The organism is Moraxella sp. CTOTU49803, assembly GCF_032097965.1.
GTDB lineage: Bacteria > Pseudomonadota > Gammaproteobacteria > Pseudomonadales > Moraxellaceae > Faucicola > Faucicola tetraodonis.
The window spans coordinates 1-14,675 of sequence record NZ_DAMCJP010000016.1 but is presented as its reverse complement, the minus strand read 5'-3'; the positions used below and the strand labels follow the sequence as shown (position 1 = coordinate 14,675).

Annotated in this window: 15 protein-coding genes; 1 reads left to right on the top strand and 14 read right to left on the bottom strand. The window is 44.7% G+C overall.

Translation table 11 applies throughout. The features are described from left to right. Positions 1-25: 25 nt before the first annotated feature. The 14 genes from efeO to RT422_RS11375 all read right to left on the bottom strand — a co-directional run bounded on the left by efeO (position 26) and on the right by RT422_RS11375 (position 13,005). The gene (gene efeO / locus RT422_RS11440) at positions 26-910 is read right to left on the bottom strand and encodes an iron uptake system protein EfeO (protein WP_313422348.1); all 885 of its coding nucleotides are present in this window, start codon (positions 908-910) and stop codon (positions 26-28) included. A gap of 194 nt (positions 911-1,104) precedes the next feature. Further along, positions 1,105-1,860 carry a phosphate ABC transporter ATP-binding protein PstB gene (gene pstB, locus RT422_RS11435; protein WP_060995484.1) on the bottom strand — a complete coding sequence of 252 codons (756 nt, stop codon included), beginning with the start codon at positions 1,858-1,860 and terminating at the stop codon, positions 1,105-1,107. 61 nt (positions 1,861-1,921) lie between these two features. Next, positions 1,922-2,791 carry a phosphate ABC transporter permease PstA gene (gene pstA, locus RT422_RS11430; RefSeq protein WP_050324752.1) on the bottom strand — a complete coding sequence of 290 codons (870 nt, stop codon included), beginning with the start codon at positions 2,789-2,791 and terminating at the stop codon, positions 1,922-1,924. 17 nt (positions 2,792-2,808) lie between these two features. Further along, positions 2,809-3,759 (bottom strand): phosphate ABC transporter permease subunit PstC, encoded by a 951-nt coding sequence (pstC, locus tag RT422_RS11425; RefSeq protein ID WP_096489239.1) that lies wholly within the window; start codon positions 3,757-3,759, stop codon positions 2,809-2,811. A 137-nt stretch (positions 3,760-3,896) separates the two neighbouring features. After that, entirely contained in the window at positions 3,897-5,057 is a 1,161-nt protein-coding gene (pstS, locus tag RT422_RS11420) for a phosphate ABC transporter substrate-binding protein PstS (RefSeq protein ID WP_313422346.1), read from the bottom strand. Between the two features lie 383 nt (positions 5,058-5,440). Beyond that, complete coding sequence (gene crcB / locus RT422_RS11415) at positions 5,441-5,803, bottom strand: fluoride efflux transporter CrcB (protein WP_313422345.1); 363 nt, start codon at positions 5,801-5,803, stop codon at positions 5,441-5,443. 20 nt (positions 5,804-5,823) lie between these two features. Continuing rightward, a complete protein-coding gene (gene tsaD / locus RT422_RS11410; protein WP_313422343.1) occupies positions 5,824-6,885 on the bottom strand; it encodes a tRNA (adenosine(37)-N6)-threonylcarbamoyltransferase complex transferase subunit TsaD in 1,062 nt (353 codons plus the stop codon). Between the two features lie 50 nt (positions 6,886-6,935). After that, a complete protein-coding gene (locus RT422_RS11405) occupies positions 6,936-7,508 on the bottom strand; it encodes a hypothetical protein (RefSeq protein WP_313422341.1) in 573 nt (190 codons plus the stop codon). A gap of 57 nt (positions 7,509-7,565) precedes the next feature. Beyond that, the gene (locus RT422_RS11400) at positions 7,566-8,291 is read right to left on the bottom strand and encodes an ABC transporter permease (protein ID WP_313422339.1); all 726 of its coding nucleotides are present in this window, start codon (positions 8,289-8,291) and stop codon (positions 7,566-7,568) included. Between the two features lie 11 nt (positions 8,292-8,302). After that, positions 8,303-9,022: an ABC transporter permease gene (locus tag RT422_RS11395; RefSeq protein WP_007117180.1), complete on the bottom strand. Its 720-nt coding sequence runs from the start codon at positions 9,020-9,022 to the stop codon at positions 8,303-8,305. A 229-nt stretch (positions 9,023-9,251) separates the two neighbouring features. Further along, positions 9,252-10,175, bottom strand: coding sequence for a transporter substrate-binding domain-containing protein (locus RT422_RS11390; protein WP_313422336.1), 924 nt, complete (start codon positions 10,173-10,175; stop codon positions 9,252-9,254). Between the two features lie 89 nt (positions 10,176-10,264). Then, positions 10,265-11,071, bottom strand: coding sequence for an ABC transporter substrate-binding protein (locus RT422_RS11385; protein WP_313422334.1), 807 nt, complete (start codon positions 11,069-11,071; stop codon positions 10,265-10,267). Positions 11,072-11,148: 77 nt separating this feature from the next. Beyond that, positions 11,149-11,955, bottom strand: coding sequence for a transporter substrate-binding domain-containing protein (locus tag RT422_RS11380; RefSeq protein ID WP_313422332.1), 807 nt, complete (start codon positions 11,953-11,955; stop codon positions 11,149-11,151). Between the two features lie 255 nt (positions 11,956-12,210). Further along, positions 12,211-13,005: an ABC transporter ATP-binding protein gene (locus tag RT422_RS11375; RefSeq protein ID WP_313422331.1), complete on the bottom strand. Its 795-nt coding sequence runs from the start codon at positions 13,003-13,005 to the stop codon at positions 12,211-12,213. Positions 13,006-13,236: 231 nt separating this feature from the next. Here RT422_RS11375 and RT422_RS11370 point away from each other — a divergent pair, with 231 nt between their 5' ends. After that, positions 13,237-14,532, top strand: a complete 1,296-nt coding sequence (locus RT422_RS11370) for a glutamate-5-semialdehyde dehydrogenase (RefSeq protein ID WP_409520128.1) — start codon at positions 13,237-13,239, stop codon at positions 14,530-14,532. Positions 14,533-14,675 lie beyond the last annotated feature (143 nt).

Below are 14,675 nucleotides of genomic sequence, written 5' to 3'. Positions count from 1 at the left end.
AGCAGTTTTTTGCTTCACCTTTGACTTATTGCAATACAATGCCCATCTGCGCTAAGGATTCGCCAAGTCTATTCACCGCTTCGGCTAGCGCTTTGGTATCTGCAGGGGTTAACTCTTTATAGGATTTATAGTCTTGTTGCCCGACTTGGTGTTTGGCAAGTAGTTGGTTGACTGCGTCAAATTTTTGCTCAAGCTCCGTGACTAACGCCGGGTTTTTGGCTTGGATTTTTGGTTTTAAAATGGCAAATATTTTCTCTGCGCCTTCAATATTGGCTTTAAAATCATACAAGTCTGTGTGCGAGAAAATTTCTTCTTCGCCGGTGATTTTGCTTGTTGATACTTCATTGAGCAAATCTACTGAACCTTGTACCATCAAGTCGCCTGTGACCTCTGCCGTTGGAATTTTGGCGTGCAATTCTTTGACATCTGCAATCAGTTGTTTACCCAGTTTTTCAGTGCCTTTGGTGGTATTTTGTGTCCACAAGATTTTTTCAATCGCATGGAACCCTGTCCATACTTCATTGGGCTCAAGGTCGGCTTCACGGTTGTCGATACGTGGGTCAAGGTCGCCAAAACTTTCAGCAATCGGCTCTGAGCGCTCATAATACATGCGTACTTTTGGGTATAACGCCTTCGCCTCTTCTAATTTACCCGCTTCGAGCAGTGCGACAAATTTTTGGGTATCGGTAAGCAAGCTATCAATTTGGGTTTGTACCCAAGCTTTATATTCCGCCGTTTCTTTACTCATATCAACTGAGCTCTGCGCTGACGCTGTGACTGCAGAAGCGTTAGTCGTTGCACTTGCAGCAGGTGCTACGTCGGTTTTTTGTTCGGTTTTTTGGCAAGCCGTCAATAGTAATGCAGATATCGCTAGAGGTAATATTGATAAGGTAAAAGTACGGCTCAACATAAAACATCCTTAAAAGTAAAAAGTGATAAAAAATAAAAAAATAATGACAATTGGCGAATTATAGGGTAAATGAGAATCGTTATCAATATTTATTTTGCTCTGATTGAGCTTAGAAGTTTAGGCAAAAAAATACCCCGCACCAGCGAGGTATTGTGATTGACTATGACGCGCAGATCGCCTAATAACAAAATAACCTAGCCGAATTTACCCGTAATGTATTCTTCAGTTTCTTTACGGTCTGGGTTGGTGAACATTTTATCGGTATCCCCCATTTCCATCATTTCGCCTAAGTACATAAACGCGGTATAGTCAGACACACGTGCCGCTTGCTGCATGTTGTGGGTGACGATGGCGATGGTGTAATCATTTTTTAGGTCTGAAATCAAATCTTCAATTGAGCCTGTTGAAATAGGGTCAAGGGCCGAGGTGGGTTCATCTAGTAGCAATACTTCAGGACGGGTTGCCACACCGCGTGCGATACACAGACGCTGCTGCTGACCACCGGACAATGACAGGCCTGATGCTTTAAGTTTATCTTTAACTTCAGTCCATAGTGCCGATTTTTTGAGCGCCCATTCAACGCGCTCGTCTAGCTCAGCGCGGCTTAAGCTCTCGTACAGACGCACACCGAATGCCACGTTGTCATAGATTGACATCGGAAATGGCGTTGGTTTTTGGAATACCATACCCACGCGAGCGCGCAGCAAGTTGACGTCCACGGATTTATCCAAGATGTTTTGTCCATCTAGGTTGATTTCGCCCGTGGCACTCATGCCTGGGTATAGGTCATACATACGGTTAAAGGTACGCAGTAACGTTGATTTACCACAACCTGACGGTCCAATAAACGCGGTAACTTTCTTGTCAGCGATATCGATGTTGATATTTTTAAGGGCTAAAAATTTACCGTAATAAAACTCTAGATTACGAATTTGCATTTTTGCGGTCATGATGAATACCTTAATAAATTTTGTTTGATACTAGCAAATAGCTTTAATCTTCTATTGAGCATCAATGTGATGATTGCTCTTTACCACTGAGCGCACGTGCCAAAATATTCAATGTTAATACTGCCAAAGTGATGAGTAACGCACCTGCCCAAGCCAATTGGTTTGAAATAGGGTATGGCTGGCTGGCGTATTGATAAATCACGTTTGGTAAGTTGGCAATGGGTTGACCCATATCGGTACTAAAGAATTGGTTATTAAGCGCGGTAAATAGTAATGGTGCAGTCTCACCCGAGATACGCGCAAATGCCAGTAAAATACCTGTCAACACACCCGTTTTGGCAGCACGCAGAGTAACGGATGTTACCAGTTTCCATTTTGGCGTCCCCAACGCATAAGCCGCTTCACGCAATGTATTGGGAATTAGACGGAGCATATTTTCAGTGGTACGTACCACCACAGGAATAACCAATAGCGCTAAAGCCATTGCACCTGCCCAACCCGAGAAGTTACGGCCTTGTACCATCAACGCAAAAATAAATAGACCAATCACAATCGAGGGTGCGGATAGCAAAATGTCGTTCATAAAACGGGTGACTTTACCAAGCCAGCTGTTTTCGGCAAATTCAGCAAGATAAATACCTGCCATGACACCAATCGGTGTGCCGACTACAAGCCCTAATCCTGTCACCATGATTGAGCCGATAATCGCATTGCGAAGACCGCCAATTTCGTTTGGCGATGGCGTGTCTTGCGTAAAAATAGGCATGGTCAATAACGCATGCGAGCCTGATAAAAACAATTTGAATAAAATTAAACCTAAGAAAGTCAAACCAAATACAATGGACAAACCGGCAAATACCAGTCCTAAAGCATTGCTTAGACGGCGGCGTTTGTAAATGGCATTGTTACGATTCATATTGATAGTAGTCATAGTATTCCCCAGCGTCCTTATTTTGTACCCGCATTTTTATCCATACGACTGAGCATCAATTTTGAAATCACCAGTACAATAAAGGTAATGATAAATAGTAAGAAACCTAAATGTAGTAGCGATGATTGGTGCAAGCCTTCAGACTCTGCAAATTCATTTGCCAATGCCGAAGTGATTGACACCCCTGACTGGAACAAACTTGGACTGACGTTATAAGCGTTACCAATAACAAAGGTGACTGCCATCGTTTCTCCCAATGCGCGACCCAATCCCAAAATGATACCGCCCATCACACCGGCTTTGGTATAAGGCAACACCACGTATCGCATCACTTCCCAAGTGGTTGAACCCAAACCATAGGCAGATTCTTTAAGCATCTTTGGCGTAATGGAGAAAACGTCACGCATGACCGATGCAATAAATGGGATAATCATGACTGCCAAAATCAAACTTGCAGTGAACAGACCAATACCCATCGGCGCACCTTGGAATAAACGACCCACGTAAGGCACATCACCCAAATGGTCAATCAGCCAAGGCTGTACATGTTCTGAAAACCAAGGTGCAAATACGAAAAATCCCCACATACCATAGATAATTGAAGGGATACCCGCTAACAACTCAATGGCAATCCCTAAAGGACGTTTTAAAAAATTTGGGCAAAGCTCGGTCAAAAACATGGCAATACCAAAACTTACCGGCACCGCAATCAAAATAGCAATGATAGAAGTCACTAGCGTACCATAGATTGGTGCGAGTGCGCCGTATACATCCATCCCTGTATCCCAGTCTTTACTGGTATAAAAGTTAATGCCAAACGCCTTCATACTTGGCAATGCGCCAAGAAATAGTGAGATTAAGATACCACCTAACAACAACAGCACGATAAACGCAAAAAGACGAGTCGCGTTGACAAACAACCAGTCTAATTGTTTTTGCTTTGCGAGTTTTGCGTGTAAATCCGACATAAGAACCCAGCCATCAAAAAATAGTTTTAGTTTACTAATTCTAGAAATTTGAAAAAAAAACGTAGAGCATTAACTTGTTTATTGCTCTACGTATAGTTTGACATGCATAACCCTTTTAACTGTTAATCATCATTAGATTATTTTGCCGCTGAAGCAGTTGCTGTGGCAGCATCTGAGGTAAACAGTGGTTTACCATCAGCCCCTACAACTTTTTTCCACTCTTCACGGAAGATAGCTTTGCTTTCTGCTGAGAATGGTACAAAGTCCAATGATTTTGCTAGCTCATCACCGCTTGAATACGCCCAGTCAAAGAATTTAAGGGTATTTTTGACGTTTTCTGGGTTGGTGGGTTTAGTATGGACTAAGATGAAGGTTGCCGCAGAGATTGGCCAGGCATTTGGGTCTGCTTGGTTAGTCAATACAATGTTAAAGCCTGGTGTACCTTTCCAATCTGCATTACCCGCAGCGGCAAAGCTTTCAGCGGATGGTTGTACAAAGTTACCCGCCGCATTTTTCAACTGAGTGTAAGCCATTTTGTTTTGTTTTGCGTAAGCGTACTCAACATAACCGATTGAGTTTTTGGCACGAGCGACGTTACTTGCCACGCCTTCGTTACCTTTACCACCTGCACCTGTCGCAGCGGTTGGCCATTTAATGGATTTGTCTACACCTGGACCTGCTTTCCATTCTGGTGATACAGCCGCTAAGTAGCTTGCAAAGTTAAAGGTTGTACCTGAACCGTCAGAACGGAAAATCGTCGTGATTGGCGCATCTGGTAGTGTGACGCCTGCGTTTAATGCAGTAATCGCTGGGTCATTCCATTTAGTGATTTTACCCAAGTAGATATTGGCAAGGGTGGCACCGTCTAGTTTTAATTGACCTGGTGCAACACCATCGATATTAACAACCGGTACAACCCCACCGATAACGGTTGGGAACTGGATTAAACCGCTTTTATCCAACTCTTCTTTGCTTAAAGGCGCATCCGACGCACCAAAGTCAACGGTATTGGCTTGGATTTGTTTGATACCACCTGATGAACCGATTGATTGGTAGTTTACTTGACCGCCAGTGGCGTTTTTGAACTCACCTGCCCATTTAGCATAGATAGGTTGTGGGAAAGAGGCGCCTGCACCTGTGATAGTAAATACGGCGTTTTTATCGCTACCTGCCGCGCTTGTAGTCGCAGTGCTTGACGTTGCTGAGGCACCCGCTGCTTGATTGTCTGCTTGTTTGTTACCACAAGCGGTTAATGCTAACGTTGATGCTACAACAACACTTAATAATGAATAACGCATGGATAGCTCCTAAAAACATTTTTTGAGTTTACAATGAAAATGCTTGAATAAAATAAATGTCACGAACCGTACGATTTAACCTTTTTTGGCTATTTTCACTATGATAGGTCAAAGCTGAAATCAATCAAAGTTGGCCGCTCTAAGTGTCCTAATAATAACCATATTTTGGTTTGTATAAAAATTGTGTATATGATTACAAAGAAATGTGACAGTATCATGACAGTTTGATGGCTGACGGATGGCCCATACTACTATAGGTGGGATACGATAAGGGGATTTAAGATTAAACTCGCTTATCGATTCGCAAAGCCTTGAGCAACTTTACAACCTTTAGCGGTGAATAAGAAGTGAAAAGGTGAAAAAGTTAACAAGTTGAAAAGTTATCAATAATTTAACAATTTAAGACAATAAAAACCAATGGCAGTCGCAACCAAGGTTAAAAGCACATGGATGCCAATCAAGGCTAAACCTTGCCATACCTTGCCGGTATTCAACAAAGTAAACACTTCGGCACTAAACGTACTAAACGTTGTCAGTCCCCCCAAAAACCCGGTGGTGATAAACAGTCGTAAGTTTGGGTGCATCTTTTGGGTGAGTATCAAGGCAAATCCCATCAACAGCCCACCTAGTACATTGGCAAATAGTGTGCCATAGGGCAACCAAGGATGTACGCTGTTGATTCTCGATAACCACCAGCGCAGCATTGCCCCAAATGCCGCCCCCAATCCTATCCATAGCCATGGCATCTTCAAGTCCTTATAGATAGTTATGGGTTAGTTGGATTGACAGCAGGCAGCGTTGTCATATCCCAACGCGGCAAGCAGCTAACCGCTAGCTCATCGTGTTGACCGGCATTCAAGCGCTGCCACCCAGCGAAGGCAATCATGGCGCCATTGTCAGTACACAAGGCAGGCGGTGCATAATGCACAGTGGCATTGATTTTGGCTAATGCCTCAGCTAACGATTCTCGTAGTTGTTGATTGGCACTCACCCCGCCTGCGATTACTAGACGTTTCATGCCTGTTTGCTGCAAGGCTTTGACGCATTTTTTCACCAACGTATCGACCATCGCATATTGAAAACTTGCCGCAATATCGGCGCGCGTCTGGGCATGCTCAGGATTATGGCTATCGGTTGGATGGTCTTTAATCAAATTATGCACGGCGGTTTTCATACCACTAAAAGAAAAATCCAATCCTTTGCCCAACATCGGGCGCGGTAATTCATAGGCTAATGGATTGCCTGTTTGTGCCAAGCGTGCAATATTAGGTCCACCAGGATAAGGTAACTCTAGCATTTTAGCGGCTTTATCAAAGCATTCACCTGCAGCATCGTCAATCGACTCACCTAATATTTCATATTGCCCGATGCCTTTGACAGCTACCAACATGGTATGTCCACCCGACACCAGCAACGCGACAAACGGAAAATCGGGCGGATTGGCGCCTAATAGCGGCGCAAGTAAGTGTCCTTCCATGTGATGTACGCCAATCGCAGGAATATCAAGCGCCATCGCCAAACTGCGCCCAAATAATGCCCCAGTCATCAACGCGCCCACCAGTCCAGGACCTTTGGTAAAGGCAATTGCATCGATATCGGTTTTTTTGAGTTGGCAGTCATCAAGCAGTTGCTGCAACAAGGGCACTAATTTACGGATATGATCGCGGCTTGCAAGTTCAGGGACTACCCCGCCATACGTCGCATGTAGCGCGATTTGACTATACAGCACTTGCCCGATCAAACCTTGATTGGGTTGGTGACGTTGGTCACTATCAAAAATGGCTAATCCCGTTTCATCGCAGGATGTTTCCAGTCCTAGCACACGCATGGTATTTCCTTAAACGATAAATAAACGTCAACATACCGATGGCAATTTAGTTATTTTTTGCCATCATTGATGATTTTGACAGGAATGGTTAACCCTTTGGCAAAGGGCTCGGCAAAGACATAAGTGTATTGGCTCGGGGCAATTTGCTGGGTGGTATGAATGACAAACGCGCTGTTTTTACCGGCTGTGAGTTCATGTGACACATAGGCAGTACCCAGCTGGTCAAGCACTTTGGATAAGACTTCATTGACTGCCATACCCACCGTTAAGTTGTAGCGGGAGGTTTCATTATCCACATGATACATTTCGGCATACGCTTTGACAGGCTCGCTATCGAGCTCAAAGGGATATTTAAAGCTAGCCTTATCGACTGGCTTAACGCCCGAATCCACCAATGCCCAGTTGATTTGTTTGGGCGCACCGTTTTGGGCGGTTTGGGGGGATACGGTACTGGCGACAGCTAAACTTTCAACGTGATGCGGACTTTGAACGCTAGCCACTGTGGCGCTTACTGTGGCACTTGCTGTGCTGTTTTGCTCTGGCTTGTTATCACTGGCAGGTTGACAAGCCGAGAGTAACAACCCACTTATCAGCAAACTTGATACTATAACTGCTTGTTTCATTGGCACGCCTCCAATACATCCAAACTCTTTGTCTAGCTTAGCCTAACTTAGCCTAGCTTAGGCAGTGACGCCCCCATTACTGACGGGCTGATAAGAAAGATGACGATTGATGCGTTTTTCTGCCAATCGAAACATCCCAATCAATAGCCAAGACAATAACAAATAAATGATACCTGAGGCAAAGAACAACTCAAAAACGGTATAAGTTTTTGACATAATCGTCGTTGCCACACCGGTGATATCCATCAAAGTGATGGTCGATGCCAGCGCACTGCCTTTGAGCATAAAAATCACTTCATTGCCATAAGCCGGCAGCATGATGCCAAAGGCGCGAGGAAAAATAATTCGGCGCAATTTTTGGCTATACGACATGCCAATGGCGTCGGCAGCTTCATTCTCGCCCTTGGGGATGGACTTGATAGCACCGCGGATGATTTCTGCGGTATAAGCTGCCGTATTGAGGGTAAAAGCGATGATAGCGCACCAAAATGGGCTCGCTAACACACCCGATTTCCACAGCACGGACTCGGTCACCCATTTAAATTGCGACAAGCCATAATAAATCAAAAAGATTTGCACCAGTAGCGGCGTACCACGAAAAAAGAAAATATACGCAAACGGCAATGCCTGTACCCAAGGTTTTTTCGACAGCCTAGCCAAGGCTAGCGGCACTGCCAACATAAACCCCAATAAACCCGACAACACCACAAGCTCAATGGTGATAATACTGCTTTGCAGCAGTTTTGGGATACTATCAATAATAATTTGCCAATTCCAGTTCATTGATGTATCCCCTATTTTGCCATGCCGATTTTTTGCAGACGTTTTGCATAACGCTCTGCTGGGTTATTGACCCACTCTAGCCACATAATCACACCCGTGATGATGACGGTCAGACTCAAGTACAACAATGCTGCTGCCATATAAAAAGTAAACGGGCTTTGGGTGGAAGTCGCTGCCGTTTTGGCGTGGCGCATGATATCTTCAAGCCCTACCACAGAAACCAACGCGGTATCTTTGAGCAGTACCAAAAACAAATTACCCAGTCCTGGCAGTGCAATACGCCACACTTGTGGCAACGTCACTCGCCAAAGGATTTGAAATTTTTTCATGCCAATCGCTTGCGCTGCTTCGGCTTGACCTTTTGGAATCTCTTGAAATGCCATACGAAAAGTTTCGGTCGCATACGCACCAAATGCCACAGACAGCGCTGTGACACCCGCCCAGAACGGACTGACATCCACATATCCCGTATTGCCAAATTGCGATAGAATAAGACCCATCAACATCGAGCCGCCAAAGTAAATAAACATGACTGACAGCAGTTCTGGAATACCACGGATAATGGTGGTGTAAGCGGTGGCGATGGCGTTGAGCACTTTAAACCGTGACATCTTAGCGGTCGCGCCCAATAATCCCAAAATCAGCCCAATGACCAAACTAGTCAATGCCAGTTTGATGGTGACCCAAGCGCCACTTAATAATAGCTGCCCAAAACCTTGTAGATCTAACACAATATCGATACCCTGTCTTTTTAACTCTGTTTGTTGACCTATTACCCAAAAAATGCTTAAAACGCAGTTTTACCGTCACATAGACAAAAGGTGATAATGGATATAACCTTTTGCTTTGTTTTTTGCAGGGTGCAATTTTACGTGATTGCCCTATCAAAAACCATCAAAAAAACAAAAAACTGAGTGACTTTTCACCCAGTTTTTGACTGAACCCAAGCGCTTGGTTGAGTTACTTGCTCGTACTTGCCACAGTCGTCGTGGTCGTTGTACTGCTAGAGACCGTAACGGCCACGTTGCTTGCCGCCGCTGTTGTGGTGGTTGTATTACCAAAATACTGGTTATAGATTTTATCATATGTGCCATTTGATTTTAACGTGGCAATCGCTTTGTTAAATTCTAAACGCAGTGGGTCGCCTTTACGGACGATGATACCCATTTTGTCATTAACATCAATCTCTTTACCTTTGATTTCAAACCCTTTACCTTCTGGCGTGGTCAGCCAATAAGCGGCCGGGGCTTTATCCGAAATCATCATATCTGAGCGCCCTGCTGCCAAGTCCATAAACGCATTATCCAACCCTTCATACAGGTTTAGCTTGGCTTTTGGGTGATTTTTTTCCATCCACTGGGTTGATAGCGTTGAACGCTGCGCCGCAACTTTATGGCTGTCAATTTGGGCAGGGTCATCCGGATTGATGGGGCTACCTTGTTTGGTTAAAAACACCAACGTATTGGTAAAATAGGGGTCGGTAAAATCGACCTGCGCCTGACGCTCTGGGGTGATAGACATGGCATCAATTACCACGTCATATTTTTTTGCCATCAAGCCTGGCAATAAACCATCCCAATCTTGTGGATTAATTTCACAGTTGGCTTTCATTTGTGCACATAAGGCCTGCATAAAATCGACATCAAAACCTGTCAAACTGCCATCCGCTTTGGTGATGCTAAAGGGTTTATAAGTCCCTTCAGTGGCGATTCGAATGGTTTTGCCAGCCATACTGTCCGATGTCTCAGTGATGGTAGTCACCGCTGTAGAATCGGCTGTACTACCCGCCGTCGCTGCGGCAGTTTTCTCCGCAGGTTTTTGACAGCCCACCAGCGCTAGACCTGCCAATGCCAAGCTACCCAATAATGAAATATTTGCTTTCACCTGATACTCCTAATTTTTAACGTCTAACACATGACAATTTTTGCTTGTGAGTTGTAAGAAAACGAACACTTAATCAGTTATTTAACGGCTTATTTCGGCAAATCTGCAAAATATTTTTGGCTGATTTTATCGTAAGTACCATTGGCTTTTAACGCCGCCAGTGCGGTGTTGAATTTGCCAATCAATGGATCATTTTGACGAAGGGCAATGGCAATTTTGTCATCAATATTGATCGGTTGACCTTTGACTTCAAAGCCTTGACCTTTGGCGGTTTTTAACCATGATAAGGCTGGGGCACTGTCAGAAATCATCAAATCTGTACGACCCGATTCTAGGTCAAGATAGGCATTATCTTGGGTGTCATACAGTTTTGGGGTGGCTTTTGGGAAGTTTTTGGCTAAGTACTCAGCGGCAGTTGTTGAACGCTGCGCACCCACGGATTTGCCCGCTAGGTCATCAGCACCTTTGTCTACCCCTTTTTTGCCAATCACAACGAGGTTATTGGTAAAGTATGGGTCGCTAAATGCCACGACTTGGCGACGCTCTGCGGTGTCTGACATCCCTGCCATGATGGCATTGTATTTTTGTGCTTGTAGTCCTGGAATCAGACCATCCCAATCTTGGGAAATCACTTCACATTTCAGTTTGGCTTCACTACATAGCGCATCTGCCAAATCAATCTCAAAACCAATTAATTTGCCATTGGCATCTTTATAACTAAAGGGAACAAAGCTTGATTCGGTAGCGATACGAATCTGTGGCATATCTGCGCTTGCTGCTGTGGTAGCGTTACTTGCTGCTGCCGTGTCTGCCGGTTTTTCAGCAGGTTTTTGACAGGCGGTTACCCCCATCAAAATGGCTAACGACGATACACCCAAAACCGATAACTGTTTCATAACAACACCTTTTTGTCAAAATTTGAGGGTCACCCACATCTATTGTGTAAATCTTAAATCGCTCAATACAACGTCAATTAATTACCAAAATGTTGCTTTTGCAATTTTGCCAACTCGCCATTGCTTTGTAGTGCATCTAAGGCTTTGTCAAATTCTGCTTTTAGTGGATCGCCTTTACGAATGGCCATTGCGATGTTGTCACCATTATCCATCTCACTGCCGACGATTTGGTAGTTGCTGTTTTGTTTTAGCCATTCGCTTGCGGTTACTTTTTCAGAGAGCACTGAATCGATACGACCTGATTTTAGGTCAATATACGCGTTGTCATAGTTGTCATACAATTTGATTTCGTTGGTTTTGCTCAGTTTATCTTGAAGGTACTGTGCCATGGTGGTTGAGCGTTGACCGCCAATTTTTAACCCTGAAATCGCTTGTGGGTTGAATTTGCCATCTTTGGCAGCGACCCAAACCATGGTGTTTTTAAAATAAGGCGTGGTGAAATCCACTTGCGCTGAACGCTCTGGGGTAATTGACATACCCGCGGCAACCGCGTCGTATTTTCTCGCCATCAAGCCTGGCAAGATACCGTCCCAATCTTGCGCCACGATTTCGCAGTCGAGTTTCGCTTGAGCACACACGGCTTTGGCAACATCCACGTCATAACCGCCTAATGTGCCATCGGCATTGGTGTAGTTAAATGGTTTGTAGGCGCCTTCAGTGGCAATACGAATTTTTTTGCCTGTGCTGGCACTGGCAGCGGGTTGGCTGGCGGCTGCACCTTCTGTTTTTTCAGCAGGTTTTTGACAGGCGGTTAATCCCATGCTAACTGCGCATACCGTTGCCAAGGCGAGTTTTGAGTAGGTTGAATTCAAGGTTGATTGCATGGATGTTCCTTACAAATGAAATTTTTGAGTAAAAAGCGATTTAATATCAGGTTTCGCTTTCAGCGATTTCAATATTTAAAATCAATGCGACTAAAATAAATGCGAGTTTACAATTTAGTTAAAATTAACATAAATTAACATTTTTGCAAGTGAAAAACGTTTGCAGCAACAATTAAATCAAATAAATTTTTTCTGATGCCTAAAACTACAAAACCGCCAATCGCATTGCGATTGACGGCTGATAGGCTGATTGGATTATTTTTGATGGCTTGCCATAAAGTCTTTCACCCGCGCTGATTTCGGATTGTCAAACACCTGCTCGGGTGTGCCTATTTCTTCGATACGTCCCTCATGCAAGAACACCACTTGGCTTGATACATCGCGCGCAAAACGCATTTCATGGGTGACAATCAGCATGGTGCGACCTTCTTCAGCAAGCGATTTCATCACCGCTAATACTTCATTGACCAATTCTGGGTCGAGGGCAGAGGTTGGCTCATCAAATAGCAATACTTGGGGCTTCATCGCTAGCGCACGAGCGATGGCGATACGCTGGCGTTGCCCACCCGATAAGTTTTCTGGGTAAGCGTCTTTTTTGTCCAGTAGTCCTACGCGTTTTAGTAGCACTTCAGCTTCACTGATGGCTTGGTCTTTGGCGATTTTTAGGACTTGGGTCGGCCCCTCAATGATGTTTTGCAAAATAGTCCGGTGTGGCCATAGGTTAAAGTTTTGGAACACAAAGCCCATTTTTGAGCGAAACTGCTCAAGCTGACGCTGATTGGCGGCAACCAAATCCCCTGATTTATTCGGTTTTAGTACCAATGCTTCACTGCCCAGGAAAACCTCCCCTTGCGAGGGGTTTTCAAGCAAATTTATACAGCGTAGCAAGGTGGATTTACCCGAACCGCTCGAGCCCAAAATTGAGATGACATCGCCATCATAAGCGGTCAACGATATACCTTTTAGTACCTCAAGCGATCCAAAGTTCTTGTGGATATTGTTAAGTTGCAAGGCTACAGGACGCTGTAAGTTTGGCATAGCATCTGACATGATATTCAATCCAAAATTTGACGATAGGTGAAAAAAAACTGTCTATTTTCGCTTAAAACGCTACTAAAACGCAACTTTTTCTCTCATTTAACTTTATTTCATGGCGCCGGTCTTTAGCACTGGTTTTTAGATTGAGTCATAACCATTAATTTTTGTCTGTCAAAACTTTCTAAATTCCATTTTTGGATTGAAGTTGTTATGATGAAGCGATGATTATATTAGGGACTGACTATGCAAACCATGACTGATACCAAACATTATATGCAAACCGTGGGACGGCAAGCGCGCGCTGCTTCAGCAATTTTGGCAAAAGCAGACACCGCGCTCAAAAATAGCGCCCTACTCGCTATCTATGACGCCCTGCAACAAGCCAAATCACAGGTGTTGGCGGCCAATGCCACCGATATGCAAAACGGTCAACAAAAAGGACTGGATGACGCACTACTTGACCGATTGGCGCTCACCGATGCGCGTTTTGAAGGCATGTTACAAGGGCTAAAAGATGTCGCCATGTTACCTGACCCAATTGGCGAGGTCACTGATATGACCTTTCGTCCATCGGGTATTCAGCTAGGTAAAATGCGCGTGCCGCTGGGTGTGGTCGGGATGATTTATGAATCTCGCCCCAATGTGACCATTGAAGCTGCATCTTTGGCATTAAAATCTGGCAATGCGATTATCCTACGTGGGGGGTCAGAAGCGTTTTATTCTAACCAAGCATTGGCTGCGTGTGTCAAACAAGGTTTACAAGCAGTTGGTTTGCCAGAGGCCGCAGTGCAAGTGGTCGAAACCACCGACCGCGCGGCAGTGGGGGAACTCATCACCATGAATCGCTATGTCGATGTGATTGTGCCGCGAGGTGGTAAAAGCCTAATTGAGCGTATCAGTAATGAAGCGCGCGTCCCTGTCATCAAGCATCTAGATGGTAACTGCCATACCTTTGTCGATCGCGATGCAAACTTGACTATGGCAACCGCTATTTGCGTCAATGCCAAAACTCACCGCTACGGCACTTGTAATACTATGGAAACGCTGCTGATTGATAGCCAAATCGCTGCGCAAGCCTTGCCGCCAATCGCCAGCGCCATTGTCGCTGCAGACAGTGCCATGCAATTACGCGGCTGTCCAAAAACCTTAGCCATCTTGAGCGATACCGCTGAATTAACCGCTCATCTGTCAGCGGCGAGTGAAGCAGATTGGGATACCGAATATTTGGCGCCAATTTTGGCGATTAAAGTAGTCGCCGATATCGACGAAGCCATTGCCCATATCAATACCCATGGCTCACACCATACCGATGCGATTATCACCGAAAACTACTCAAAATCGTTAACATTCATGCGTGAAGTTGATTCTAGTAGCGTGATGGTCAATGCATCAACCCGCTTTGCCGATGGATTTGAATATGGTTTGGGTGCAGAGATTGGTATCTCTACCGATAAAATCCATGCGCGCGGCCCTGTGGGTCTTGAAGGTTTAACATCGCAAAAATGGATTGTGTTTGGGCATGGGGAAATCAGACAGTGACAGCTAAAACTTTTGGTAATCAAATGAATTGGTTTCACAAACCCACTTTAATTATTGGTATTGACTTCCTCCCCTCCCTAAAGTGAGGGGATTCCTGCTCCCAGACGGTCAAGCCCGACCGCAAGAATGTTCTTACTGGCATT